Genomic DNA, 26,571 nt, shown 5'->3' on the forward strand with positions numbered 1-26,571 from the left:
CGGGTTCAGGTCGATGCCGTGCTGGGCCGTCCGACAAGCCGTCGGTGCCAGGCGCAGCGAAGGGCATGCGAAACAAGATCGCTCAGGAAATTCACGGGCTGATCCGTGCTGCCCTTGCGGAACATCCGCCGGGTCCTGAAGATCAGGGCACCGGCCAGATGGGCCAGTGTTGCGGCGGCAGCGTAGGCAGCACTGTGGTTCTTGGTGAAGAACCACAGCCGCGAATCGAACCAGAAGGGCGGGATGCGCTTCCAGCTCTTCATGCCGGTGGAGACAGAGCCGATGTGCATGACGCGGCTTTGTGGCAGGTACACGGAAAGCCAGCCCGCCCGGCGTGCGCGAAGGCACAGGTCGGTCTCTTCAAAATAGAGGAAGAACCGCTCGTCAAAGCCGCCGGTTTCTTCAAAGGTGCGTTGGCGCACCATCAGGCTGGCACCCGCCATCCAGTCCACCTCCTGTGCCTCCCGGGGCTCGGGCAAGGCCACGATGTAGCGGCGCAGAAGCCGTGAAATGGGACCGGTTTTCGCGGCACCCTCGAACTCGCTGAACACGGTGGGAAACCGGAATGCCGTCTGGTGATAGACACCATCCTCGCCGTGCAGGCGGCTGCCTGCAAAGCCCACCGTGGGATGGGCCTGCAGGTACTCGGCCAACAAGCGGATGGCGCCAGGCTCCGGAAAGGCGTCGGAGTTGAGGATGTAGATGTAGTCGGGCGCCGATCCGTCGGGCAGACCATGGCGGATGCCGAAGTTGTTGCCCGCGCCGTAGCCTCCGTTGCGGCCCGACTGCAGCACCCGTACGCGGCTCCAGCCCCGTTCCTGTACCGCCTGGATCAGGCTCTCGTACGAACCATCCCCCGAATCGTTGTCGACCACAGTGATGGCGCCCGCCAGCCCTTCCATTTCCTTCAATGCGGCCTCGACCGCCCTCAGTGTCAGCGCCGGAGTCCGGTAGTTGAGCACGATGGTCAGGACACGGACGTCCGCAGGCTGGTTCATGCGGCTGTCCCGGGTCGTTCGGCTTCCTCGATGCAAGCCTTCATCAGGCTGGCCATCACGCGCACGTTTGGTTCCAGCACCATGGAGTCGTGGTTGCCCGGCACCTCCAGCACGCGAAGCGCGGGCATGTAGCGGGTCCAGTCGTTGTCGGCATAGACATATTCCCGGTCCGCGGTCACCCAGCGTCCGCCGGAAACCTTCCAGTGACGGTCCAGAGGAGGGCGGAACAACACCGCAGGCCCGCTCCAGGCGTGCAGCCGGTAGCGGGGCAACGCGGCCAGGAAGGCTGCCTGAATGGCTTCGTTGTTCAGCTGGTTCGTGCGGGGCTGCAGTGGCGGCGCATTCCGGTTGCGGCGCCGGTCGAGCTCCCAGCGAACACGGTCGCGTGCCCAGGTCCACAGGAACCCTGCGCCTTTCTTGCGCATTTCGGCCAGCTTGATGATGGTCTTGTCGACGCGACTGAGCCGCGGACCCACGGGCAGCGGCGTGTCCAGCATCACCAGCAGGCTGATCTTTTCACCCGCGGCTTCAAGCTGGCGGGCGATTTCGTAGGCCGTGATGCCGCCGCCCGAGAACCCGCCCAGCAGGTAAGGGCCGTGCGGCTGCACCTGACGCATCTCCGCGATGTAGTCGGAGGCAGCCTCCTCAAAAGTCTCGTGCGGCGCCTGATCGCCGTACAGTCCGCGCGCCTGCAGGCCGTAAAACGGCCGGTCGGTTCCCAGCAGGCGCGCCAGGTGCCGCAGGTTCAGCACGTTGCCGAACATGCCCGCGACCAGGAAGAACGGCGTCCGTTCTCCGCCTTCGCCATCGTGCATGGGCACGAGATGCACGAATCGGCGCCGGGCCGGTACCGCCGTGTCACCGCTGGCGGCGGGTGTGGCATCGGCCGAAGCGCTGTCTCCGATGCGCTCCCGGATCAGGGCGGCACACAGCGCGATGGTCGGCGCCTCGAACAGCACCGAGATCGGAAACTCGACGCGGTAGGCTTTCTTGATCATCGCGAACAGGCGCACCGCGATCAGCGAATGGCCGCCCAGATCAAAGAAGCTGTCCTGCACCCCCACCTGATCGACGCCCAGCAGTTCTTCCCAGAAGCCTACCAGCGTGCGCTCGACATCGTTGCCGGGCGCCACATAAGCGCTGTCAAGGTCGGGGCGCTGGAATTTCTGTCCGGACCCGGCGTCGGTCGCTGCAGCCTCGCCGGCTTTTCGCACCAGCGCGTCCAGGTTCATCGACGTGATCACCACTTGCGGCAGGCCGGTCGCCAGCGCGCGCCCGAAGGCATCAGCCCCTTCGTGCGGCAGGATGCCCAGCGACACGGTGTACTGCAGCTGCTCTTCCGCCTGCGACAGCTTGGCGTGTGCGCCGGCTCCCCCGGATTCCTCGAACACCAGTTCGCGCGCATCGAGCCGGTTGACAGAGGAGGAGAACCCGCCTTCCTGCAGCCGCTTGATCGAGAATCCTTGCACCTCCACGCAGACCTCGCCCTGCGCGTCACACAACGTGACGTCGAACACCGCGAATGGCGCGTCGGCGCGGTTGCTCTGGGCATTGCGCACCCAGCTCCACACCGTGCCGGGCAAGGGACGGTGCACGTGCACCGCCTGGTACGACACGGGCACCCAGAGGTGATCGGGCTTGTAGCCGTCGATCAGGTGCATGGCCCAGCCGGTGGCCAGATCCAGCAGCGCCGGGTGCAGGAGGTAGCCCGCTGCAAGGTCGTTGTCGAACGCCGCCGGCAGCTGCAGACGGGCGATGCCCTCGCCGTCGCCATAGGCCACCGACTGCAGCACCCGCCAGCGCGGGCCGAAGTTCAGGTGTTCCTCCTGCGGCGAGCGCAGCCCTTCGGGATCGTCGGCGCGGCGGAGCGTGCAACGGGCCAGCAGGGCCGCGGTGTCCACTCTCGGGGCTGTGGGTAGCACCCCCGGGACCAGCATGGCCTGGGCGTTGAGCTGGAAGCCTTTGCGCCCCTCGAACAGCACGTCGCTGCGCACTTCGAGGGCGTAGCCTTCCTCGCTGCGCGCCAGCTTCACGCGCACCTCGCGGGTCTGGCCGTCGTTGACTTCCAGGGGGCGGAAGAAATACAGGTCGCGGATCGAGAAAGCGCCTGTCTCGCCGTTGCCCCGCAGGGCCTCGGCGGCGAGTTCGAGGTAGCCGGTGCCAGGCAGCAGGGCCTGTCCCGCCCTGGTGCGGTGCCCGTCGAGAATCCATCGGTCCCGGGTTTGCCAGGACGCCGTGAACAGGCGGTGACCGGCGACATCGAAGGTCGCTTCATCCAGCAGCGGGCTGCCGGCCGGGTGGCGGGGTGGCGGTGCCCCTTCACCCAGGCGGCTGGCCATCGCCTTCGCCGCCATGCCGACCTCGTTCCAGATGCCCCAGTCGATGGCCTGCACCTTGGTGTGCTGCCCGGCGCGGCTGAGCGCGTAGGCATTGAGGTACTCGTTGGCCGCCACATAGTCGACCTGGCCCGCGGGCGCGGTCACCGTGCTGGTCGACGAGAACAGGATCAGCCGGTCGATGCTGCCGTCGGGGAACAGGTCGTGAAGGATCTGCACCCCGTGCACCTTGGGCGCGAACACCTCTTCGACGCCGCCCGAGGTCTTGGTCATCAGCGGACCGTCGTCCACCACCCCGGCGGCGTGAATCACCACTTCAACGCGTCCAAAACGCTGTTGCGCCTGTCCGGCGGCAGCCTGCATGTCCTTGACGTTGCAGACATCGGCAGCGACGACCAGCACCTCGGCCCCGAGGCTTTCGAGGCGCCGCACCGCCAGAATCCGCTGCACCACCGGGTCCAGCGGATTTCCACTGCGCAGCAGCGCATCCCAGGACGCCGGTGCGGGCAGGGGCTGACGCGCCAGCAGCACAAGGCGGGCCTGCTTTTCACGCGCCAGGCGTTCGGCCAGCGTCAGGCCAATGCCGCCCAGGCCGCCAGTGATCAGGCACACGCAACGCTGCGACAGCCCGGACAGTTCCTGGCTGGGTGCCAGAGGCAGCGGGGCGAATCCCAGTTCGAAGCGCTTGTCGGCGCGCAACGCCGCCACGCGATTCCCGGGCGTTGCAAAGAGTTCCTCCAGCACACGGTCGGTCAGCGCGTTCAACGCATTGGCTTCCGGTCTGGCGCGCCAGCCCTTGTCCACGGTCGGCAGCGACACATCGAGCACCGAGCAGGTCAGGCCGGGCAGTTCGCGCGGCGCCACCCGGGCCGGGCCCATGAGCGTCGCCTTTTCAGGGTAGGGCAGGGCTTCGCCGCGCACCCGCGCGGCACCGGAACTGATCACCGTCAGGTGCTGCGGCTTGGGCAGGTTTTCGCCGGCCATGGCTTGCGCGAGGAACAGCAGGCTGAAAAAGCCCTGCTCCAGGTTGCGGTGAAAGAAGCTGCTGCCAGGGCGAAAGCGCTCGTCCTGCGTGACCAGCCAGGCGTGAACGATCTGCTGCGGCGTGTTGCCCGTGGCCACGAGATCGCGCAGCAGTTCGTCATAGCCTTCGCGGCCGCGCTCCGGAGCCAGCAAGTATTCGAACTCGCCCAGCCGCGCAAAAAGATCGCCCGCGCGCACCACCGTGACCCGGTGAGACGCGCTGCGCAGCCGCTCGACCAGCCTGTCGGCGAGGCCGGCCTCGTCGGCAAACACCAGCCAGGACTGCGGCGCGGTGCTGGCCAGATCCTGGGTGACATCGATCTCGACATTGGCCTGGCGCGGGCGCCAGCGCGGCTGGTAGCCCCAGGCGCCGATGTCGTCGGTGCGCACCAGCTGGTGCGCGGCTTCCGGTGCGGAGCGGGCCGCGCTCGGTTCGATGAAGTAGGGCTTGCGCTGAAAGGCGTAGGTGGGCAGGGGCACGCGGTGCCGTCGTGCCTCTCCCCAGATGGGCTCCCAGTCCACCTTGACCCCGGTGGCCCACAGCCGGCCCAGGGTGCCCAGGAACCACACGTCGTCGGCCACGGCGTGTTCGGCGTGGCGCAGCGAGTTGATCACCTGGGAGGCGGGAACGCCGTTGGCCTGTGCCAGGGACCCCAGCGCCTTGCCCGGCCCCACCTCCAGGTACACCCGCTGGCTTTCCTTCTTCAGCGTGGCCAGACCCTCGGCGAAATGCACCGTACTGCGCAGGTGCCGTACCCAGTACATCGGCTCGGTGGCGTCGGCCGCGCTCAGCGGCTTCCCGTCGCGGTTGGAAATGATGGGGAGCCTGGGAGCGCTCAGCCGGATGCTGCGCAGGTAGGCCTCGAAACGGCCCAGGATCGGCTCCAGCATGCGCGAGTGCGCGGCGATGTCGATCTGGACGCGTTGCGGTTCAATCTCGCGCTCGCGCAAGCGGGCCTCCAGCCGGTCCAGCGCATCCTGCGGCCCTGACACCACACACAGCTCGGGCGCGTTCACGCTGGCCATGTCCAGCTCCTGACCCAGCAGGCCGCGCACCTCATCCGCGGGCAGCGGCACGCTGAGCATGCCTCCCCTAGGCACAGTGTCGAAAAGCTGTCCGCGTAGGAGCACGAGGCCAATGCAGTCTTCGAAAGACATGACGCCGGCCAGGCAGGCGGCGGTGTTCTCGCCCATGCTGTGCCCTAGCAAGGCGGCGGGTTTGACTCCCCAGGACATCCACAGCTGCGCCAGTGCATGCTCCACGATCATGATCAGCGGCAGCTGGACCGACGGTTGCCGGAGTTTTTCGACGGCAGCGGCGTGGTGCTCGGGTTCCGGCAACCACAAGGCCCGGATGTCGTAGTCCAGCTGCTTCTGCAACACATCCAGGCCACGGTCCATCCAGTCCTGGAACACCGGTTCGGTGGCGTAGAGCTCACGCGCCATGCCGGCGTATTGCGCGCCGCCACCCGGAAGCAGGAACACCACTTCGGGCTCGTCCAGGTGGCTGTGGGTGAAGACGCGGCGGGGATCGCTGCCTTCGAGCAATGCGGCGGCTTCTTCATGGCTCTCGGCGACCAGCACGCGCCGGTGCTCGAAGGCCCGGCGCCCTTGTTTGAGCGTGTAGGCCACGTCGGCCAGGGGCTGTTCGGGATGGGCTCGCAGATGGGTGGCCAGGGCCTTGGCGTTGGCGTCGAGTGCCGTGCGCGAGCGGCCCGACACCACGAGCAGCTGGAACGGCCAGTCGGACGGATCAGAGGCTTCCCGGGCAGGCGCTTCTTCCAGCACCGCGTGTGCGTTGGTGCCCCCCACGCCCAGCGAGTTGACACCGGCACGGCGCGGCCCTTTGTGGGACAGCCAAGGGTTCAGGGTGTGGTTGACCTTGAACGGGCTGCTGTCGAAGTCGATCGACGGGTTGGGCTGCTCATAGCCCAGGCTCGGTGGAATCTCCTGGTGCTTGAGGGCCAGGGCAACCTTGATCAGGCTGGCCACGCCCGCAGCGGTGTCGGTATGGCCGATGTTGGTCTTGACCGAACCGATGCGGCAGAAACCGGTGTCTGACGTGGTTTCGCGGAAGGCCTGTGTCAGCGCAGCCACCTCGATGGGATCACCCAGGAAGGTGCCGGTCCCGTGGCATTCGACGTAGTCGATGGTCTCCGCGCTCACGCCGGCCATGGCCTGCGCCTCCGCGATCGCCTTGGCCTGGCCATCCACGCTCGGCGCCAGATAGCCGGCCTTGGCCGCGCCGTCGTTGTTGACGGCCGTTCCCTTGATCACTGCCCAGACGTGGTCGCCGTCCTTGAGGGCGTCCTCCAGTCGGCGGAGCACCACCACGCCGGCACCAGAGCCGAACACCGTGCCCTGGGCGCGGTGGTCAAAAGCATGGCAATGTCCGTCGGGGGAGAGGATCTCGCCTTCCTGGAAGATGTAGCCGCGTGCATGGGGCAATTCGATGGTCACACCGCCGGCCAGGGCCATGTCGCACTCGCCGAGCAACAGGGACTGGCAGGCATGGTGCGTGGCCACCAGCGAGGTCGAGCAGGCCGTCTGGATGTTGACGCTCGGGCCTTTGAGATCAAAAACGTGGCTGACCCGGGTGGACAGAAAGTCCTTGTCGTTGCCCGTATGGCGCAGCAGGAACATCCCTGTGCTGGCGACCAGGTCGGGGTTGGAGCAGATGTTGAAATAGAAATAGCTGCCCATGCCGCAGCCGGCATAGACCGCGATGCGGCCGTCGAAAGTCTCGGGTGGGTGTCCGGCGCTTTCTAGCGCCTCCCAGGCCACCTCCAGGAACTGGCGGTGTTGCGGGTCCATGATGGCCGCTTCCTTGGGACTGAAACCGAAGAATTCGGCGTCGAATTGCTCGAACCCTTCCAGTGGTGCTGCCGCCGGCACGTAGTTGCGGTGCCGCATGCGCTCCGGGCTTTCTCCACTGACCAGAAGCTCGGCTTCTGACAATTTCCGGATGGACTCGATGCCCTGGCGCAGGTTGTTCCAGTAGACGGTGGGAGTGGCCGCGCCCGGTAAATGCGCCGCCATGCCTACGATGGCAATGTCGTTCGAAGCGGCTGAAGGCATGGTCACGCGGATCCTTCCGGTTGAGCTGTTCGTTCTAACTCCTATCGGTTAAACCATTATGGCTCCACATTTTGTTACTTCGCGTGAGCGAGGTCACACTTTTGGGGGATGCTCTGTTGTGGAAGAGGCACCTTTTTCGGGCGGGAGGTCGGTGGGGGGGGCGGTGCGGAAATTGACGTCGCCCAGCACCCCATATTCACTGCGGTCGCGCAGGACTTCATCGACCACTTCGACGTCGATCACTGGTGCTTCAGCAGCAAAACCGTAAACAAGCGCCATATCGCAAAGGATGTTGATGCTGCGGGGAATGCCATGCGATGCCTTGGCGATCTTGGCTGAGGCGTAGGGCGTGAACAGGTGACGGTCCCGTCCTGCCACCTTCAATCGGTGTTCGATGTAGTCGCCAACCTCCACCGAATTCAATGGCGAAATGAAGAAATCGGCGGCCACCCGCTGGGCAAACTGTTGCAGTTCCGGCCGCCGCAGCAGATCTCGCAGTTGCGGCTGACCGACCAGCACGACCTGCAGCAGCAGGTCTTTGTCGGCGTTGATGTTGGAGAGCATGCGCAGCGATTCCATGGCCGCCGGGCTGAGATTCTGGGCCTCGTCAACGATGAGAACGACGCGGTGCTTCTTGGCGTACTCGCCAATCAGGAAGCGCTGAAAGGCGTCATAGCGGGCGACGGGCGAAAGGCCATCGTAGGGCAGGCCAAAGGCCAGCATGATCCATTCGGTCAGATCGGCCAGGTCGGGGTGGGTGTTGGTGACCAAGCCGACCTTGACCTCGTCGTTCAATTCATTGAGCAGACGCCGGATCAGCGTGGTCTTTCCGCAGCCGATGTCACCACAAATGACCGTGAAGCCCGCCTGGCTGCGGATCGCGTACTCCAGCATCGTGTAGGCCAGCGAGTGCCGCTTGCCCATGAAGAGGAAGGCCGGGTCGGGCTGGATGGAGAAAGGCCTCTCGCGAAGGCCGTAGAAAGACTCGTACACGCTTTGGTTTACCTTGAAAAAAATGAAATCGCATCCGGATTGCTGAGGAACAAGCCTCCCGACAGCAGCTGCGGGCTACCAGTGGCCAGCCCCAACGCCGATGGTCATCTTGATTTGCGCATTGACATAGACCACAAGATCAAAAACAAAACCGACCGCGAGCACAACGATGTGTCTGGGGTGAAACAGCTTTTTGGGCTGTTGGGCAATGAATTTGATGCGTTTTGTCAAATAGTGCAACGGAATCCAGCCATCCGGCCACCGCGGCAGTTGCGAACGAATCATCTCGTTGAGCCAGTTGTCCTGGCTGGCAGCCCTTGCCAGTTCCTTGTAATGCTGGTCTTTGGGGAGCCGGTGCAAGGCACCAAATACAGCGGTATTGATGGCCGACCCGATGACGATCCGTGTCTGGTGCCGGATCAATGCCGACACGGAACGCTCTGACGCAAACACATGAAAGACATCGCCGCCATCAATGCGGGAGAAGTCCTCTTCCATGGTCATCGCGTCGGTGAGAATCATTGCGCGCAGGAAGCCATCTTCCACCGCCAGGCCAATGGGCAGATGAAGCAGTCGTGCTTTGGCCGCAGGCATGGCGTACAGCGAACCACAGATGGCGGTTTTCCAATCGTTGAGCGTCTCGCTGCTCATGGCAATGACTTTGTCCATCGCGCTGAGGTTTTCAGGACGATAGACAATGTCTTTGATCGGATGCGAATTGAATGCATGCAGCCTGGGATTGGCCGTCAATCCCTTGACCAGGCGCAGCAGACTGTCGGTCTCGGGCAGCTCGATGTCGGCATCCGTGAAGATCAGCACTTCGGCATCCTGCCGGCTCAGTTCATGGACGTAACTGTTCCATGTTCTGGATTTTCCCCCCCGGGTCAACTCGATGACTTCAACCTTGAGGTTGGAGGGGGCGATTGTGGTGGATTGCGCGAACGTGCGAGCCAGTCGAGCAGTGTCGTCCGTGCAACCGTTGGCCAGCACCAATATGCGGGCATCCATGCCGGTGACATCCTGGCGCAACAGAGCTTCGAGGGTCCGCTCAATGCCCTTCGCTTCGTTGTGCGCGAAAACCCCGATGTCTACTCGTGTCACTTGGTTTCCTGTGGAGGGCTGCATGGTCACAGTTTGCCTGCGACCGAAAGTTTGCGCCATGCGCGAGGCGATCTGTACTTCCTATGGATGAGGGTCAGCGGGGAGGTCGTCTGGGCAAGGGGCTGAAACTGTCCCTGAGCAGGAGCCCGATGCCTGCAGGGTAGTGAATCAGGTACCGCTTCCAGAGACGGCCAGGCTCCTTCATCAGCCGGAAGAACCACTCCAGACCCATCTTCTGCATCCACTTCGGTGCCCGACCGCCCCGGGGCCCAAGAATTTCAAAACTCCCGCCCACGGCAATGATCACCAGTTCGGGCATCTGTGTTTTTATCTTGAGCGCCAAGCGGTCCCCGCGCGGGACGTTCAGCGCCACGAATACCCAGCGGACTCGATGCTCGCGCAGTTTGCCAACGAACTCTTGCACCTGATCGTCGCTCAGGTCGACTTTGCCGTTGAACAGGTATCGACAGGCTTGCTGTGCAGTGCCACCGTAGGTCGCCACGGTGGTGGCCGGGTCCTGCCCTCCAATGATGGCGTAAGCAGGCAACTCAGGAAGGCGCAGAAAGGCGTCGACCAGATCGACGCCGGTGGTCCTCTCAGGGATGACCTGGCTGGCGCCCCTTGCTTTCGACGCCCACACGAGGGGCATTCCATCGGCGGTGATGATGTCCGCTCGGGCGACCATGTCCCAGTAGCCAGGGTCCCGTGTGAAGCGGGCGAGCATCTCGGTGTTGAGCGTGAGCAGCCATGCGCCTTCTCCGCGGACAAGGCGGTCCAGCAGGCCATCCAGCGCTTGTTTGGTCGTTGCGCGGGAAACAGGCAGGCCGCACAGGATGCAGTGGTCGTTCACGTTCGGGATCCGTTGTGGCAGTGCATGGGTGCAGGGCTGTGGCCAGCTACTTGTACTCGATGATGGTGTCCGCCGCACCCCGGAGTCGGCTGCTGTGGAATTTCAGGACTCCCAAGGCCTCGGCAAACTTGCCGATCACCAGGAAAGTGCTTGATCGGGCAGAACCATTGCGCCGCAGCAGGCGCAGCCATTGAAGGGGGTAGGTCAAGGCCAGCAGGGCGGCCCAAGGTCCCAGGATCGCCATTGCGATGGCGATCGAGAGCGGCAGAAGAATTCCCCAGAACCAGGTCCGTCGCGTTTCTCGGACCCAGTGCCGTTCCGGTGTGGCGCCGTGCAGCCAGGCACCGGCCGCGTAGGCGTGACCTGATCGAATGGTGCGCCTCCACCACTGGCTGAAACGGGTCATGGCTGCGTCATGCAAGGTCATCTCCTGGTCCAGCCGATGAATTCGCCAGCCTTTCTGGCGGAAGCGAAGGCACAACTCAGGCTCTTCACCCGCAATCATGCTGTCCCGGTAGCCGTCGACAGCCTTCAGGGCAGTGGTTCTCATCATCGCGTCACCGCCACAGGCAAGGGCGTCGCCGACCGGCGTGTTCCACTCCTCGTCGCACAGCCAGTTGTAGATGGAGCGTTCGGGATACCGCTCCCGACGTCTGCCACACACCACCGCGTAAGAGGGATGATCTTCGAGAAACTTGCCTGCGGCATCCAGCCAGCCCTCGACGACCTCACAGTCACCGTCCACAAACTGCACAAAGTCGATGTCGGGATGCGCCAGCAGCAGTCTTCGAAGGCCTTCGTTTCTGGCCCGTGCCGCGGTGAAGGGGCGCGAAATATCGAGGTCGACCACCTCGGCGCCCATTTCTGTCGCCATCTGTTTCGAGCCATCGCTGGAGCCAGAGTCCACGTAGACCGTGGCCGGGACCACGGGCAGGACCGAACTCAGGCAACGCCGCAGGCGATCGCCCTCGTTGCGCCCGATCGCCACCACACCCAGCTTGTAGTCATGCATGCGAAGCAGTTCCTCGATAGAGTTGCAAGCAACGCGCAAGAGGACATTGTTCTGTCTTCCCGCCGCCGGGTCCGAGGCCCACAGCATTGCAAATATTCTGACATGTCTGCCATCTCACAGTGGTCCAAGATCCAGGAACCGAGCGAGAGCCGGAATCAGCGGGGCATTGACCCAATATGTGTGTCAACATGTGTCGATGCGCATCCCCAAGTGGATGGAGGTCAGGGAGAAATGACCGCGTGCATGGCGTAAGATGTGATTGTAAAAAAATGAAACCCGGCGTTGTCCAAGGGGGCGCCGATGGTTGGTTCGCTGAGACCTCTTGTGAGGGCGCAAGTCTTTGGAGGCTGACCATGTCTTTTTTTTCGCGATTCGTAGCAATTTTTTTGTTGGCGACCATCAGTGGGCCGCTGCTCGCGCAAACTGAATCGGCTTACAAACTGCGGCACGGTGATTCCCTGATGGTGTCTGTCTGGCGAGACGACGCCCTGAGAATGCAGGTACGTGTGCTGCCCGATGGCAGCATCACCTTTCCGCTGGCGGGACGCGTCGAGGTCGTTGGCCTGAGCACGCCAGAGGTCGAAGCCCGCGTTGCGGCAAAGCTCAAGAAATACATCCCTGATCCGGTGGTGACCGTGGCGATCACGGCTGCGGATGGCAATCAGGTCTATGTGCTGGGCAAGGTGGTTCGTCCCGGCGCCGTGCCTCTGGTTTCTCCAGAGACCACGGTTCTGCAGATGCTCAGCCAGGTGGGCGGTCTTGACCGCTTCGCCGACGGCAATTCGATTCGGGTGCTGCGCCACTCTGCGCAAGGCACGCGCATCCTTCCGGTCCGATACGACGATCTGGTCAAGGGCAACCAGCTCGACACCAACGTGATGCTGTTGCCCGGTGACACCATTCTGGTTCCTTGAAAATGAAATCCCCGCTCATTGCCTATTGGGTGCTGGCGTCTCAGGCATTTGTATGGATGCCTGCCGCGGCACAGAACGCATTGACCGTGCCCGTGGAAATCGTTCGGGTCACCAATCCTGACCTCAGGACCGAAAGTCGCGGCAACGTCACGCTCTATCGATTCCACCCGCAATACACGCTCCAAAGCGTTCAAGACAGTTCGCGCACTGAGTTGTCCCTTGGCGCTCTGATTGAACGGTCCAGCAATACCGATCTGAGTGCCAGTCGCTCTCTTCCCAGCGTCGGGTTGCTCTGGGAACACTCGAGTCCGGTGGATGTGGTCGTGCTGCGTGCCTCGTTGGAGGAAGCGTCAACCCGAGAGACCGAATTTGCTGAGTTCGGAAGAGTGACTCAGGACAGCACGCAGCGAACTGCCCTCGTTCGAGGCACATGGACCCGCAACCTGACGGCGGGATCCGCTCTTGAACTTGGCGCTTCGCACGCGCGCTTGAGTTACGACAGACCGTTGCTTGTCGACTACAGGGAAACGCTCACCTCTGCCCGCTATCGCATCGAGTCGAGTACCACTTCCCGCTATTCGCTCTCCGCGAGCGCTTCGCGCCTGAACCCGGATGGTGGCGGCGAGGGCGCATCGCGGAGAGAACTCGGGGTGGGCTACGAAGTGGACATCAGGGAAGGTCTTTCGCTGAATGCGACGGCAGGAGTTGCCCGCTCTACCGTTCCGCGCAAGAAGACCGTGCCAGTTGGTGGGTTGCGTCTTACGTATCGAGGGGAGCTGATCGGTTATCAGGTGGGGTGGTCCCGGGAAGTCAGTGCCGGTGCTTCACTTGGTGGCTACATGCGCTCCCAAGGCTTCGAAGCTTCGTTGACATATCCGTTCACCACCAACACTTCCCTCAATCTCGGGTTCAACCGCGCGCAGTCACTGGAGGCCGATCGTGATGTCGGCTCCACGGTATACGCACGGCTCCGTTCGGAGCTGACCCGGTTCTGGACATTCACCATGGGTGTGGAGCAGCGGCGAGCCAAGCCCTTCGGTCGACCCACCGCGCGCGGAAACTCGGTGGCAGTGGGGTTTGTGTACGCACACCCCAACTTCTAACTTTGCAAACCCATGGCTGCCGATTACCAACTTAGTCTCCGGGACTACCTGTCCATTGCCCGGCGCCGGGCGTTGTTGATTGTCCTGACCTTCGGTGCTGTCGTTGCTGCTTCTGTGGTGGTGGCGATGGTGTTGCCGCGGGTCTATCAGTCGACGGGAACCTTGCTTGTGGAGAGCCCTCACGTCTCGGGCGATGTGGTGAACGCTGCCTTGCCAGGAAACGTGGAGCAGCGGGTTCAGGCCTTGAGCCAGCGCATCATGACGCGGGAGAGCCTCTTGCGCATCGCTGCGGAGCATCAGGTGTTTGACCCGAAGTCCGGGGTGGTGATGAAGGACACCGACGTGGCAAACGCCATGCGGGCGAGCATTGAAGTTCATGTGCAGAACGGAGGCTTGCAAAACGGGGAGCGGCCGACTGGCAACTTCGCGTTCAACGTGTCGTTTCAGCACGGAGAACCGAAAAAGGCGCTGGAAGTCACCAATGCACTGCTCCGATTGTTCCTGGAGAGCAGTGTTCGGGAGCGCGTGGAGAAGGCGTCCCAGGCCAATCAGTTTCTGAGCCAGGAAGCAGACCGCGTCAAGGCGCAGCTGGAAGAGTTGGAGCGCCGCATCGAGACCTACAAGCGGACACAGGGCAGTGCGACGGAAGACGGGCAGGCGGTGGCACTGGCAAACATTCAGACGCTGGAAAGTGATCTCCGTGCCACCGAGAGGGACCATCGGCTGGCACTGGACCAGTTGCAGACTCTGACGGTTGAACTGGCAGGCGCCCGGGCGGGTGTGCTGATGCCTGGAACCGTGACCGCGCCAGGGCCGAGCATTGCGGAGCAGGATCTGGAACGTGCTCGATCTGAATTGGCACGCATCCGTGGCGTGTACACCGAAGATCATCCCGATGTGCTGGCGCAGAGACGGAAGATCGAACTGCTGGAGCGCTCTTTGCGGTCGGATTCTTCAGCCAGCAGCCCGGCGCGGGACGCTGCCGCTGCCCAGGCGAAGCTGGCGGTTTCCCGCCTGGAGGCCCAACTCAGCACCGCGCGTGCGCGCGCCGACCTGCTGGCGAACCAGCAAGCGAGCCTGCGCAATGCCATCAACCTCCAGCGATCCAGAGTGACACGGGCTCCGCAGGTGGAGCGTGACCTGGCCGCGCTCCAGCGGGATCACGATGCGGCTCAAGCAAAGTACGAGGACCTGCGGTCCAAGCAGATGTCTGCGCAGGTGGTTCAGAACCTTGAGGGCGGTCAGCAAGGAGAGCGCTTCACCCTGCTTGAGCCTGCACTGATGCCGGAATACCCGATCAAGCCAAGCCGCAAGAAGGTCGTTGCCCTGGGTTTCTTTCTGGCGCTGGCCGCTGCTGCGGGCGTCGTGGTGTTGCTTGAAGTGATCTTTGCGCGCGTCCGGGGTGTCAACTCGTTGACTGCAGTCACCGGCCTGCGGCCTATGGTGGTCATCCCGTACATCACCACGGCCAGCGAGCTCCACGCAACCCAGGTGCTGCGCATACGACTGATCGCACTCTCGGCGGGGCTGGTCCTGTTGGGTCTGGTGCTGATCCATACCCTGGTTGTGCCCTTGCATACCCTGCTGATCTCAGTGTTCTCCCGTCTGGACTAAAGGCCCCTTGCCACATGGAACGCATCAAGCTCGCGATTGAGAAGGCCAAGGCAGCGGAAGGAGATTCGGGCTGGTCTGGTGCGTCGCAGTTGCACGACGCCAACGACCCGGAAGCATCAGCCAAGGGGTCGACCAGACGTGAGGGTGCCTCTGCCGATCTCGGTTCCATGCGGTATTTGCAGACGACGGTGGTATCGCTGGACGCTGCGCACCTCGAGAGTCACCGGGTGATCTCGCATCAGAAGTCCCATCCGGACAGCTGGGCTTTTGACGTGCTGCGCACCCAGGTGCTGCAGAAGATGGACGAAAACGGCTGGAGGACGCTGGCGGTGACATCGCCAAGCGTCGAGTCTGGCAAGACGGTGGTCTCCATCAACCTGGCCATCAGCATTGCTCAGCTGACCAACCGGACGTCCCTGCTGGTTGACTTTGATCTGCGCCGCCCCAGCGTTGCCCGATCGCTTGGATTAGACCGCCCCCTGTCGCTGAACGACTACCTGAGCGACCGGGTCGACCTTGGTGAAGCCCTTGTCAATCCGGGCATCGAGCGATTTGTTGTCCTGCCGACCAACCAACCGGTTACTGGTGCCTCAGAGGTTCTGTCGTCTTCCAAGGTTGGCAACCTGATTGGCGATTTGCGCGAGCGGTACGCTGACCGCATCGTCATCTTTGACCTGCCGCCGGTTCTGGCGGCCGACGACGTGATGACCGTGCTCCCGCGCATCGACTGTGTGTTGATGGTGGTGGGCAGCGGGGTGTCGACGCAGAGCGAGGTCGAGGAGGCCATGACCCGCCTCTCAAAGGCCAACCTGCTGGGCGTTGTCCTGAACAAGGACGAGGTACCTGCCCAGAACGCTTACTACTAGTCATGCACCAGATTGACGGCGGTGCACGGCTGTGACTGACATTCAACCCTTGTGCCGCTCTGTCGAGCCTGGCATGGCGTCTGACTGCCATGGCTGAGTACTTGCGCGCTCTGCTGGTGTTGATGGTCATCGGTATCGGCTATTTCTATGTGGCGCGTGGTGCTCTGTCGCCGCTGCTGAGCGAAGAGACCTTCAAGCGCTGGAGAGCCTTGTGGCTGGTGGCCACGCTCGTCCTGTTCCTCTCCCACGGCATCCTGCTGTACTTCCTGATCCTGGGCATCATCGTGCTGGCCTATCGGCGCCGCGAGGCGCATCTGATGGGCATGTACTTTGTCCTGCTCTTTGTGGCGCCGCCAGCGCCGGCAGAGATCTCTGGCCTGGGCATCATCGACCACCTATGGGTGGTCAACCACTACCGGCTGCTGGGCGTGGCCTTGTTGCTGCCTGCCGCGCTGTCTCTTTTCCAGCGAAACACCACGGCCCGCCTGGGCAGTTCGCCTGTTGACTGGATGGTGATGGGCTACCTCGTCCTCATGTCGTTGCTCGCATTTCGCGATGGCAACGTCACCGATGGCTTGCGGTCGGTCTTGTCGCGCTGGGTCGATATCTTCCTGCCGTATTACGTGGCGAGCAGAAGCATTCGCTCCGAAGATGGTCTGAAGCACGCCATGACTGGTTTCATGATCTCGGCAATGATCCTGTCCATCGTTGCGATCTTTGAAGTGCTTCGCAGCTGGAAGCTCTATTCGGCAGTACTTGGAGCCATCGGAGTCAATCAAGGCATTTTTGGAGGCTACCTGACGCGATCCGGCCTGTTGAGGCCCAATGCATCTGTGGGTAATTCCATTGTTCTTGGCTATGTTGTCGTTGTTGCTTTGGGATTCTTTTTCTATCTCAAGGAGTTTCTTCCAAAGCGCATTCACCGGTATCTGGGGGTATCTCTGCTGATTGGTGGGATTACGGCCTCTTTGTCCCGGGGGCCATGGGTAGGGGCGGTACTTCTGGTGATTGCCTTCGTGTTGACAGGACCAAAACCCATCAAGCAATTGTTCGTCCTTGGCTTTTGGGCCGGGGCGTCCTTTCTCCTTCTGAGTCAGCTGCCCAGCGGGCAACTCCTGATCGACATGCTGCCCATCTTTGGTACCGCTGAGCAGGGAAATGTGGAGTACCGCGCCAGCCTCCTGACAGCGGCCATGCCGGTCATCGAACGCAATCTGTTGTTTGGCTCAAACAATTATCTCGAGGCACCCGAGTTGCAAGTCATGATGCAAGGGGAGGGCATCATCGATCTGGTGAATACCTATGTCAGCGTGGCACTGTATTCGGGCATGACCGGTCTGCTGCTGTTTCTGGGTGCGTTCCTGTTTGCGCTCCATCAGGTCCGAAAATCCGTGCGCGTCGCGAAGAAGCAGGGTTCGAAGGTCGTTCTCCTTGGGCGCGCGCTGTTTGCGACTTTGTTGACCATCATGTTCATCATCTACACGGTCAGCAGCATTTCGGCCGTTCCTGTGGTGTATTGGGCGGTGCTGGGACTGAGTGTGGCCTATGCCGGCTTCGTGGCCGAGCAGGCTCGCATCTCCAAAGAAACTCCAGTTTCTTGAGGAACCACGTGACCGATCCAACGACTGCGACCGTGCCAGCTCAAAACCGGGCGGCGCTGAATGCGAAAGCCCGCTCCGGCACGACCTGGATCGTGATTGCATTCGGGTCCGGACAAGTGGTTCGCCTGGGCATGAACATTGTGCTGGCGAGATTGCTGTTCGAGGAGGCTTTTGCCCTCATGGGACTGGTCACGGCGGTCATGACCGGTCTGGCGATGTTCTCGGACATCGGACTTCAGCAGAACGTGACCCAGAGCCCACGCGGTGATGAGCCTGATTTCCTCGATACGGCGTGGACCATGCAGGTCATCAGGGGAGGAGTTCTCGCCTTGTTGGCAGCGCTGCTGGCGTGGCCTATGGCCGTTTTCTACGGTGCCAATGATCCCGCTGCGCTGGAGTTGCGGTGGTTGATTTCCCTGGTCGCATTGACCGCCTTCACCGAAGGATTGAGGTCGCCCCGCGTACTAACTGCGGCCAGACACATGCATGTGGCCCAGATCACCCGCATAGAAATCGCGGTGACGATCGTTCACACAACCGTGCTGCTTGGATTGGCCTGGTACTTGCGCTCGGTATACGCCCTCGCTATCGCCGTGGTGGTGTCTTCGGTACTGCACACCTTATTGACCTACTGGTTCTTGCCAGGCCCGCCGGCCCGCTTCGTGCTGGAGCCAACCGCGGTGCACTCGATCTTCTCCTTCGGGAAGTGGATCTTCCTGTCCACACTGCTGTACTTTTTTGCGATGCAGATCGATCGTCTGGCATTTGCAGCCTTGTACCCGCTGTCGGAGGTGGGGGTCTATTCCATTGCCGCAGGCCTGGCGATGATGGTTCCCAGCCTGGTCGGGAGTTTGCAGGCTGCCATTGTCTTTCCCTGGTACACGCGCATGCTGGAGGACGGCATGGACCTCCCCGAAGCCTTTCACAAGGCCAAGAAGCCTGTGCTGGTCGTGTCGACCTTTGTGATCGTTTTGCTGATCGTCGGAGCAAAGAGCTTCTTCTCGCTGGCCTACGATAACCGCTACGCGCAGGCTGCCGTGTTCTTGCCCATACTGGCCCTTGGTGTCTGGTTCAACATTCTCGGTGGCTTGTACGGTTCGGCATTTCTTGCCAAAGGCCTGCCCAGATGGCTTGCAATGGTCAGTGCCGTGAAAGTGCTGTCGTTCCTTGGGCTGATCGCTTTGCTGTCCCATTTCGAAAGCTCGATCGTGTTTGCGACCGTGGCGGTTTCGGTGAGCGAACTGATTTCGGCGTTTGTGACCCGCTATCTGGGATGGAAGCTGGGGCTGAAAAATCTTCGCATCGAAGGGGCCATGCTTCTGATGCTGATCACTTCATCCACCCTTGGTCTCATCTTGGTGTATCAGTTCGGGCCGATGGCCAAACTGCACCCGGTGCTGCAACTCGCGGTGCTGGGCATCCTGGTTTCGGCGTTGTTCGCGCCCTTGCTTTTCAAGCTGCTGTATCCCCTGATCAGGCGGCGCTGAACCGGCCGCTGACCCTTGTGGCGACTGTTGTTCCTGGTGCGGTTGAGGGTTGCTATTGTCGGCCCCACCAAGCGTTCTTTTTGCCCAAGGCCAATGCCTGGCTTTCCACCCAGTAATAGGTTCGGGCAAAACCGATGCCAACGGCAATGGCCATGAGCAACGCCACCCATGGCATCGGGGTGTGAAACAGGCGAGTGACGATCGACTTCACCTGGTAGTGGCTGAGGTACATGAACATGGATGCCCCGGCGATTTCGCCAACCACTCTTTTCACGGGAACTGGCACAGATATCTCCTGCCAGAACAGCAACAGGGCACAACCAGCGCAGATGTAGTAGCTGGCAGATGTCAGCCCATGATGCATCACGACTGCGATGGAAACAATCGCCATTACCTTCAATTGGGTTGACAGATCCCGTGAGGCGGAACTGGCAATGAGCATTCCGCAGGCCACGGTCCACAAATACCAGATTGGCGTCCTGTGATAGATGTAGTTGGTGTCCCAGAACAGCTCAATCATATAGCTGAATCCCATCGACAGGACCATCAGCACCGTGCCGCTGACCAGCGGGCTTCGCCGAAAGGAATCTCGAACGGCAGTGAAAGAGAAAATAATTGCCACCAGCAGCAAAAGCTGCATGTATATTTCTGCAAAATAGAAATATGCAACGTGGTATTGCTTGGGGTCAAACAGGTTTGAGATCAGCAGCAATGGCTTCAATTCGCTTTCGTGTGCCCACAGCTGCATGGCAACAACGACCAAGACGGTCGGTATAGCAATTCTTGTGATGGTTCCAAATACTGCGCCGACCTTTCCGCTGCGGCTGATTTCGGGCCACTGAAATCGCATGAAGCTGTAGCCGGCCAGCAGGAAAAGGAAATAGGCGGCCCCCCAGTTTTTGCTGTAGACAAAGGTGTCCAGATGCAGGGCCAGAATGCAGATCATGAAGAATGCACGCGTCAATGTCGCGGATTCCAGGTGAACGAGGGACTTCTTGTTTGCTGTCTCCGGAACGCTGCGCTGCAATTGCGCGACAGTCAGCGACTCCCATCCACTGGGCAAGGGTCCAAAGCGATCCTCGTACCCCATGGAGAACTGGATATAGCCCAAAGAGTCACCGCCCAGTGCATCGAAGCTTGAGTCTTCTGTGATCTTGCGTCCGGGGAAAAACTGCTGGAAAAACCCCAGGACATCGCTCGCCTCCGACTCATGGTTTTCATGGGCTTTGTCGGGCGCAGAGCGGACTGTTTCGCGCTCAAGAACGAATTGCTCCGTGAGAATCCGCCGCAACGGCTTTCCCGTGGCGGTCTGGGGAATCGACGGCATGGCTCTCACATGCAGGGCATCTCCGACATCCAGGCCCAGCAACTTCAGCGCATCGGTCGACGCCCTCCTTAGGCTCGCTAGGTCAAGGTCCGGTGATTCCGCCACCACCAATACGCCTTCCCCGCGGAGCGCATCCGGTACCTTGGACACAACCACCTTTTCGCCGTGCAGCAGGTGTTTGCTGATGTGCTCACCCAGGATATCGGGGTTGATCTTGACACCGCCGGTATTGATCAGGTCGTCCGCTCGGCCATCGTAGAAGAGATATCCGTCCTTCAGGTGGCCCAGATCACTTGTCACCAGCCAGCCGTCCGAATCGGTCAACGGTTGCAACCGGTCTCCGTCGATGCGCCATTGCGAAACATGAGGACCGCGGATCCGGATGCGACCCTCTGCAGAGATACCTACTTCGGTTTTGCCAACCGCACGGCCCACGGACTCGAGCAATTCATCGGGTGCGTCCGAGATCTGCAGGAAGGTGGTGCGAGAGGCCTCGGTCAGTCCATAGTGCTGGACGATGCGGGCATTGGGAAACAGCTCCCGGATCCTTCGCTTTTCGTCGGCCGCCATGTACTGGGAGCCAATCTCCAGCCACCGAAGCTTTTTGCCCGTGTTTCCGATGACTTCAGGCTTGTGCAGCAGGATTCGCAGCAGGGTGGGCACTGCGGAGAGCGAGTTGACTTCGCCCGCGTCGAGCATTCGAGCCAGTTCGATGGGGTCAAAGCCCCGTGGCGGGATGTATGACTGCCCTCCCACTGCGCTGATGACGCGAATGCGGGCCATGCCGAAGCTGTGTGTGACCGGTACTCCAACGTATTCCCGCGCTTCTGACGTCAGATCCATCTCGGCAATGAGCCGATCGGCAGCGTCGGCGAGATTCGCGTAGGTGAGGACGATTCCCTTGGGCTTGCCTTCGGTACCCGACGTGAAGGTCACCTGCGCCGGGAGTTCGTCGCGAATCAGTGCGTGCTGTTCTGTGAACCAGCCACCACCTGCATCTGGAACGATGCACTGCTCAATGGTGATGCCGACCGGCTCCCTGGCGGCCGCCTCATCCTGAAATCCAACCAGAGGCCGGCGCTGCTCGTTGAGTGCGAAAACCTGTTCAACATAGGAGCGAGAGTTGCGGCGGATCAGACCGGTTGCGCGAAGCGTTGAGTCTTGCATCTTCAGCACCTTGGGTTCATTGATCTGCAACTCGGGAGCGGGCTCAGCATCAGGATAGCTGAAGTCGCCGTGTTGAAGTCACCTCGAATCGCCGTGTCATTTCGCTGCGGCCATCGGTAGCAAGACGATTGGTTCTTGCGTACCTCGCGCATCACCGCCTCGTCCAGAGCCGGCAACCAGATCAGAGCTCAACGGACACAGGGTCGGGGATCAAGTTCTTGTCGGCCTCCCAACCTACCGAAGGGTCAGATTCTCAGTGGAGTTTGAACTTGAATGAGGTCGAATGTATTACTCGAAGAAGTCCGAGTCGGCCCACTGCGACGAAGGGCCCTGGTCTTCGGACGTCACCGGCACATTGAGATCCAGCACGAACACGACTTCACCACCGAATCGACCAACGCCCAAGGTCTTCATCAGTTGCTGCTCCTGCTCTGGCCGCTCCATGCGCATGAAGCAGATGGCCTGTTTGGTGCCCTCATGCATCGCCGTGAGGATGTCCAGGCGCGCGATACGTCCGAACTGGCCGCACAGCTCGTGCAACGCGGATTTCAGGCTGCTCACATCACTGTGCTGCCGAAGTTCTGCAAGTGCGCTCACGGTAACCCCTTAAATCTTCAGACTGACACTCCCTGGTGGAAGCGGCTGGAACGGCCACATTGACTAATGAGATGATGGTAATACAGTTGCTACAAGTTGCTACAGGCCTGTTACACATTCCCTCCCCTAAATGAGGTACCAAACTTGAGGTTCGTGCCTGCCATGCGCCCTGAGGATCGCCAGCAACCACCGGCGTGCGGGGGTATGCTTCAAAAACTCCACTGACGAAGGCGGGCGAGACATGCAGCAAGGACTCCGTGCAACCCACACCGACGAAGCAGTCTCCTCGACCGATCTCGCGGACACAGCATCACCTGGGCTGCAGTGGGAACAGCTCACGCGGCTGGCAACCCGCCTCGCCAGGGTTTCGGTGGCCATGTTGGTCGAAGTTCAGGCAGACGGCCCTTTGGTCATGGGAGCCAGCGGGTTGTCCGCTGACCAGCAGGCGGACGCTGCGGCCCTGTGCGAAAGAGTGGCCGCGGACACAGACCTGAACGGTTACCTGCCCGACGCCGCTGAGCACCCCGTCTTTCGGGCGGACCCGCTGGTGAGCGCATTGCAAGTCCGGTTCTGTCTGGTGCTTCCATTGGTGTCCAGCGGAGAGCGAAACCCCGCCTGGCTGGCGCTGCTTGATGCCGCGCCGCGCGGTCCGGACGAGCTGGCGGCGTTCATGCCGGGCCTGGAGGCTCTGTTGGCCCATGCCCGACAGTTGCAAGACCTGGTTCGCCAGCACCAGCGGTTGGCGCACCTGACGCAGGGCAGGGAAGAGCGTCTGGGCAAAGCGCTGCATGAGAGCGAAAGCCGGTTGAACCTGACCGAGCACACGGCCGGTGTGGGCAGTTGGTCGGTCAACATCGGTACCGGGCAGATACAGCATTCCGAGGAATACGGGAGCATCCTGGGCCTGAAGCCCGGGGAGTCCGTACCCGATCTGGCGGCCATGGTGCGGCGCTACACACCGGAATGGCGCACTGGCATCCGCCAGAGGCTGGAACGATGTGCCCAAACCGGTGAGGCATTCGACGAAGAGATCCAGGTGCAGGTTCCGGGCCTGAGTCCCAAATGGGTTCGCACCGTCGGCAATGCGGTGCGTGATGCGAGCGGCAACATCGTGCGCATCCAGGGTGCGGTGCAAGACATTTCAGTCCAAAAGCATGCGCAACAGGAAACACTGCGCCTGGCGATGCGCCTGACCACCACGCTGGCCAGCATCACTGAAGCCTTTGTCACGCTCGACCGGCAATGCTGTTTTACCTACCTGAACCAGGAAAGCGAGCGGCTTCTGCAAAAAACCACTGCCGAACTGCTGGGCCAGGAGGTTTGGCAGGATTTCAATCCTGACCTGGCCCAACGGCTGCGGGAGCAGTTGGGTGTTGCGATCCGATCCAACCGGCGCGTGGAACTGGAGGATTTCTTCCCCTCGCTGGGCAAATGGCTGGAGGTGCGGGCGTACCCTTTTGCCGAAGGGTTGGCGGTGTATTTCCGCGACGTCACCGAACGCCGACGTGCCCAGGAGCAGCTGATGCTGCTGGAGACCAGTGTGGCCCGGTTGAACGACATCGTGGTCATCGCCGAAGCGGGTGCGGGACCGGGTGACGAGGCGCGTATCGTGTTTGTCAACGACGCCTTTGAAAAGCACACCGGCTACCGCGGTGACGAGGTGCTGGGTCAACCACCCCGCTTCCTGCTGGAGCGGGACCCTTCCACCGCCAAGCTGCTGGAGATGGTCAATCGCTTGAAGGAATCGCCGCAAGCGCGCACCGAGCTCATGGTGCACCGCAAGACCGGCGAATCGTTCTGGGTCGAGCTGGAGGTGGTTTCGGTACAGGCGAGTGCCGAGGTGGTCACCCACTGGGTGGCCGTGGGTCGTGACATCACCCAGCGCAAAAATGCGGAAGACATGATCCGGCATCTGGCCTTTTACGACCCGCTGACCGATCTTCCCAACCGCCAGTTGCTGCTGGATCGGCTGCAGAAGGCGCTTTCGCAGAGTACCCGCACGGGGCAACACGGCGCCCTGATGTTCATCGATCTCGACAACTTCAAGATCCTCAACGACACGCTGGGTCATCACGTGGGTGACCAGTTGCTGAGACAGGTGGCACAGCGGCTGACGAACAGCGTGCGCAAGACCGATACGGTGGCGAGGCTGGGGGGTGACGAGTTTGTGGTGATGGTGGACGACCTCAGCACCGACGCCGAGACGGCGGCGAGCAAGTCGCGCATCCTCTCTGAAAAGGTGTTGAACGTTCTCCGTGAGCCGTTCCAGATCGTGGGCCATCAGCACTTTGCCACGCCCAGCATCGGAGTCACTGCGTTTAGTGGCAAACACAGCGATGTGAGCGAATTGCTGAAGCAGGCTGACCTTGCGATGTACCAGGCCAAGGGCATGGGCCGCAACACACTGTGCTATTTCGACCCCGACATGCAGGCGACGGTGAGCGCCAACGCGGCAGTGGGTGCGGCTCTGCGCGTAGGGCTTCGCGAAAAGCAGTTTGTGGTGCACTACCAGCCGCAGGTGGACCGCCTGGGTGTGATCACGGGGGTGGAAGCCCTGGTGCGCTGGCAACATCCCGAGAAGGGACTGATCTGGCCGGCAGACTTCATTCCGGTGGCCGAAGACACCGGTCTCATCCTGCCGCTGGGGATGTGGGTTCTGGAAACCGCGTGCGAGCAACTGGCCTCGTGGGCCAACGGGGAGCAGACGGCGAATCTCAGCATTGCCGTGAACGTCAGCGTGTACCAGTTCCGCCACCCAAACTTTGTGGACATGGTCATGGCGGCCATCCAGCGCACCGGCATTGGCCCGCACAAGCTCAAGCTCGAACTGACCGAGAGCCTGCTGGCCGACCGCATGGAAATCACCATCCAGAAGATGGGCATGCTCAAAGACCTTGGCGTCACCCTGTCGCTGGACGACTTTGGCGTGGGCTATTCGTCGCTGTCCTGCCTCAAGCGGCTGCCGCTGGACCAGCTGAAGATCGACAAGGGGTTTGTGGCCGATGTGCTGACCGACCCCAACGACGCGGCCATCTCGCGCGCGATCATCGCGCTGGCGCAGAGCCTGAGTTTGCAGGTGGTTGCCGAAGGCGTGGAAACGCACGAGCAGCTGAACTTCCTTGCAGAACAAGGGTGCGATCAGTTCCAGGGACATCTGTTTGCGCCGGCGCTGCCCATCCAGACGCTGGAAGCGTTTTTGCGCAACCCATCGCATGCCACGACAGTTGCCGCCTAGGTGCAACGCACAAATATCCGAAAACGCAATCCGACAAGGCTTCTTTGCAGCAGCAATTGGCCGCTTGCTGGATGACTCGACAGAATTCTCGATAGGTATTGAGCAACATGAATATCCTGCTGACGGGCGGCTGTGGATACATTGGAAGCCATGTGGCGGTGGTATTGATGTCCGCCGGGCATCAGGTATTCATTGTTGATGATCTATCCAACAGTCGCCGGGATGTGGTCGGGAACATTGCGGAAATTGCCGGTCGATCGCCGGCATTTTATGAAGGTGATGTAGGTGACGTCGCGTTCGTCCGGGATATTTTTCGCCGCCATCAGATAGAGGCAGTCATTCATCTGGCGGGATTCAAATCCGTCGGTGAATCGGTGCAATGGCCTCTCAAGTACTACCAGAACAACATCTGCGGCTCGTTGGGTCTGTTCCAAGCCATGGAGGCCGAGTCTGTGTCGAAGCTGGTGTTCAGCAGCAGCGCCACCATCTACGGTGATCCCCAGTACCTGCCCGTGGACGAAGCGCATCCGCAGCATGTCACCAACGCCTATGGACGCAGCAAGTTGCACATCGAGGACATGTTGCGGGATATCAGTGCTTCTCGTCCGTCGCTGGGGGTCGTCTGCCTTCGCTACTTCAATCCGGTGGGGGCCCATGACAGCGGGCTGATCGGGGAATATCCAAGAGGGATTCCCAACAATCTGATGCCTTATGTCGTGCAGGTGGCATCCGGCAAACGTGAGGTTTTGAGCGTATTTGGTGGAGACTACCCGACTCCCGACGGGACGGGGGTGCGGGATTTCATTCATGTCATGGATCTGGCCGAGGGCCATCTGGCCGCATTGAACTTCCTGTCGTCCAACAAGGGCTGGCATGCGTTTAATCTGGGGACCGGAAGAGGTTTCAGTGTGCTGGAAATGATTCGAGCATTTGAAAAGGAATCCGGCCGCACCGTCCCCTTCCGCATGGCGGCGCGACGGGAAGGGGATGTCGCCTGTTCGTATGCCGACGTTCAGTCAGCCGAACGTGCGTTGAAATGGAAAGCCACGCGGGTGCTGGAAGACATGTGTTCGAGCGCATGGCTTTTCCAGAATCGGCTCTCGACGAAAGATTGATCGAATGGGTGCAATGCCAGATGACGCCTGCCGGCAGCGGAAGAACGTGCGAGCCGCTCCCGAGTCTTGTTTGCTGAGAGGGCTTGTCGTGGCGGCCTGCATGGTGTCTGCTGCCGGCCCGGTAGCGGCTCTCAACTCGACCTCGGTGGTGGTC

The 26,571-nt window shown here is 61.5% G+C and carries 16 protein-coding genes; 8 read left to right on the forward strand and 8 right to left on the reverse strand.

Annotated features, from left to right (window positions below; genetic code table 11):
- Nucleotides 1-5: 5 nt before the first annotated feature.
- The 6 genes from ACLIJ1_RS23150 to ACLIJ1_RS23175 form a co-directional block, all read right to left on the reverse strand.
- Nucleotides 6-998: a glycosyltransferase family 2 protein gene (locus ACLIJ1_RS23150; protein ID WP_411367937.1), complete on the reverse strand. Its 993-nt coding sequence runs from the start codon at nucleotides 996-998 to the stop codon at nucleotides 6-8.
- Nucleotides 995-7,435, reverse strand: a complete 6,441-nt coding sequence (locus tag ACLIJ1_RS23155; protein WP_411367938.1) for a type I polyketide synthase — start codon at nucleotides 7,433-7,435, stop codon at nucleotides 995-997. Before ACLIJ1_RS23155 ends, ACLIJ1_RS23150 begins: the two co-directional genes overlap by 4 nt.
- A gap of 93 nt (nucleotides 7,436-7,528) precedes the next feature.
- Complete coding sequence (locus tag ACLIJ1_RS23160) at nucleotides 7,529-8,428, reverse strand: ExeA family protein (RefSeq protein WP_411367939.1); 900 nt, start codon at nucleotides 8,426-8,428, stop codon at nucleotides 7,529-7,531.
- A gap of 75 nt (nucleotides 8,429-8,503) precedes the next feature.
- Nucleotides 8,504-9,589, reverse strand: coding sequence for a glycosyltransferase (locus ACLIJ1_RS23165; RefSeq protein ID WP_411367940.1), 1,086 nt, complete (start codon nucleotides 9,587-9,589; stop codon nucleotides 8,504-8,506).
- Between the two features lie 34 nt (nucleotides 9,590-9,623).
- A complete protein-coding gene (locus tag ACLIJ1_RS23170) occupies nucleotides 9,624-10,379 on the reverse strand; it encodes a WecB/TagA/CpsF family glycosyltransferase (protein ID WP_411367941.1) in 756 nt (251 codons plus the stop codon).
- A gap of 46 nt (nucleotides 10,380-10,425) precedes the next feature.
- Nucleotides 10,426-11,478 carry a glycosyltransferase gene (locus ACLIJ1_RS23175; RefSeq protein WP_411367942.1) on the reverse strand — a complete coding sequence of 351 codons (1,053 nt, stop codon included), beginning with the start codon at nucleotides 11,476-11,478 and terminating at the stop codon, nucleotides 10,426-10,428.
- Between the two features lie 266 nt (nucleotides 11,479-11,744).
- On the opposite strand from ACLIJ1_RS23175, the gene ACLIJ1_RS23180 reads away from it, so the two are divergent.
- The 6 genes from ACLIJ1_RS23180 (at nucleotide 11,745) to ACLIJ1_RS23205 (ending at nucleotide 18,976) form a co-directional block, all read left to right on the forward strand.
- Nucleotides 11,745-12,305 (forward strand): polysaccharide biosynthesis/export family protein, encoded by a 561-nt coding sequence (locus ACLIJ1_RS23180; RefSeq protein WP_411367943.1) that lies wholly within the window; start codon nucleotides 11,745-11,747, stop codon nucleotides 12,303-12,305.
- Nucleotides 12,302-13,408 (forward strand): hypothetical protein, encoded by a 1,107-nt coding sequence (locus ACLIJ1_RS23185; protein ID WP_411367944.1) that lies wholly within the window; start codon nucleotides 12,302-12,304, stop codon nucleotides 13,406-13,408. The genes ACLIJ1_RS23180 and ACLIJ1_RS23185 overlap by 4 nt, the downstream gene beginning before the upstream one ends.
- Before the next feature lie 12 nt (nucleotides 13,409-13,420).
- Nucleotides 13,421-15,022 (forward strand): GumC family protein, encoded by a 1,602-nt coding sequence (locus tag ACLIJ1_RS23190; protein ID WP_411367945.1) that lies wholly within the window; start codon nucleotides 13,421-13,423, stop codon nucleotides 15,020-15,022.
- Nucleotides 15,023-15,036: 14 nt separating this feature from the next.
- Complete coding sequence (locus ACLIJ1_RS23195; RefSeq protein ID WP_411367946.1) at nucleotides 15,037-15,888, forward strand: CpsD/CapB family tyrosine-protein kinase; 852 nt, start codon at nucleotides 15,037-15,039, stop codon at nucleotides 15,886-15,888.
- Between the two features lie 89 nt (nucleotides 15,889-15,977).
- Entirely contained in the window at nucleotides 15,978-17,489 is a 1,512-nt protein-coding gene (locus tag ACLIJ1_RS23200; RefSeq protein WP_411367947.1) for an O-antigen ligase family protein, read from the forward strand.
- An 8-nt stretch (nucleotides 17,490-17,497) separates the two neighbouring features.
- Entirely contained in the window at nucleotides 17,498-18,976 is a 1,479-nt protein-coding gene (locus tag ACLIJ1_RS23205; protein ID WP_411367948.1) for an oligosaccharide flippase family protein, read from the forward strand.
- A gap of 52 nt (nucleotides 18,977-19,028) precedes the next feature.
- Here the strand turns inward: ACLIJ1_RS23205 and ACLIJ1_RS23210 are convergent, their stop codons facing one another.
- Both ACLIJ1_RS23210 and ACLIJ1_RS23215 read right to left on the reverse strand, forming a co-directional pair.
- A complete protein-coding gene (locus tag ACLIJ1_RS23210; RefSeq protein ID WP_411367949.1) occupies nucleotides 19,029-21,500 on the reverse strand; it encodes an AMP-binding protein in 2,472 nt (823 codons plus the stop codon).
- A 258-nt stretch (nucleotides 21,501-21,758) separates the two neighbouring features.
- Entirely contained in the window at nucleotides 21,759-22,067 is a 309-nt protein-coding gene (locus ACLIJ1_RS23215) for an RNA recognition motif domain-containing protein (RefSeq protein ID WP_411367950.1), read from the reverse strand.
- 427 nt (nucleotides 22,068-22,494) lie between these two features.
- On the opposite strand from ACLIJ1_RS23215, the gene ACLIJ1_RS23220 reads away from it, so the two are divergent.
- Nucleotides 22,495-25,302 carry an EAL domain-containing protein gene (locus ACLIJ1_RS23220; protein ID WP_411367951.1) on the forward strand — a complete coding sequence of 936 codons (2,808 nt, stop codon included), beginning with the start codon at nucleotides 22,495-22,497 and terminating at the stop codon, nucleotides 25,300-25,302.
- A 107-nt stretch (nucleotides 25,303-25,409) separates the two neighbouring features.
- On the forward strand, nucleotides 25,410-26,417 hold the full coding sequence (gene galE / locus ACLIJ1_RS23225; RefSeq protein WP_411367952.1) for a UDP-glucose 4-epimerase GalE: 1,008 nt from the start codon (nucleotides 25,410-25,412) through the stop codon (nucleotides 26,415-26,417).
- Nucleotides 26,418-26,571: the final 154 nt, after the last annotated feature.

The organism is Hydrogenophaga sp. RWCD_12, from assembly GCF_046604225.1.
GTDB lineage: Bacteria > Pseudomonadota > Gammaproteobacteria > Burkholderiales > Burkholderiaceae_C > Hydrogenophaga.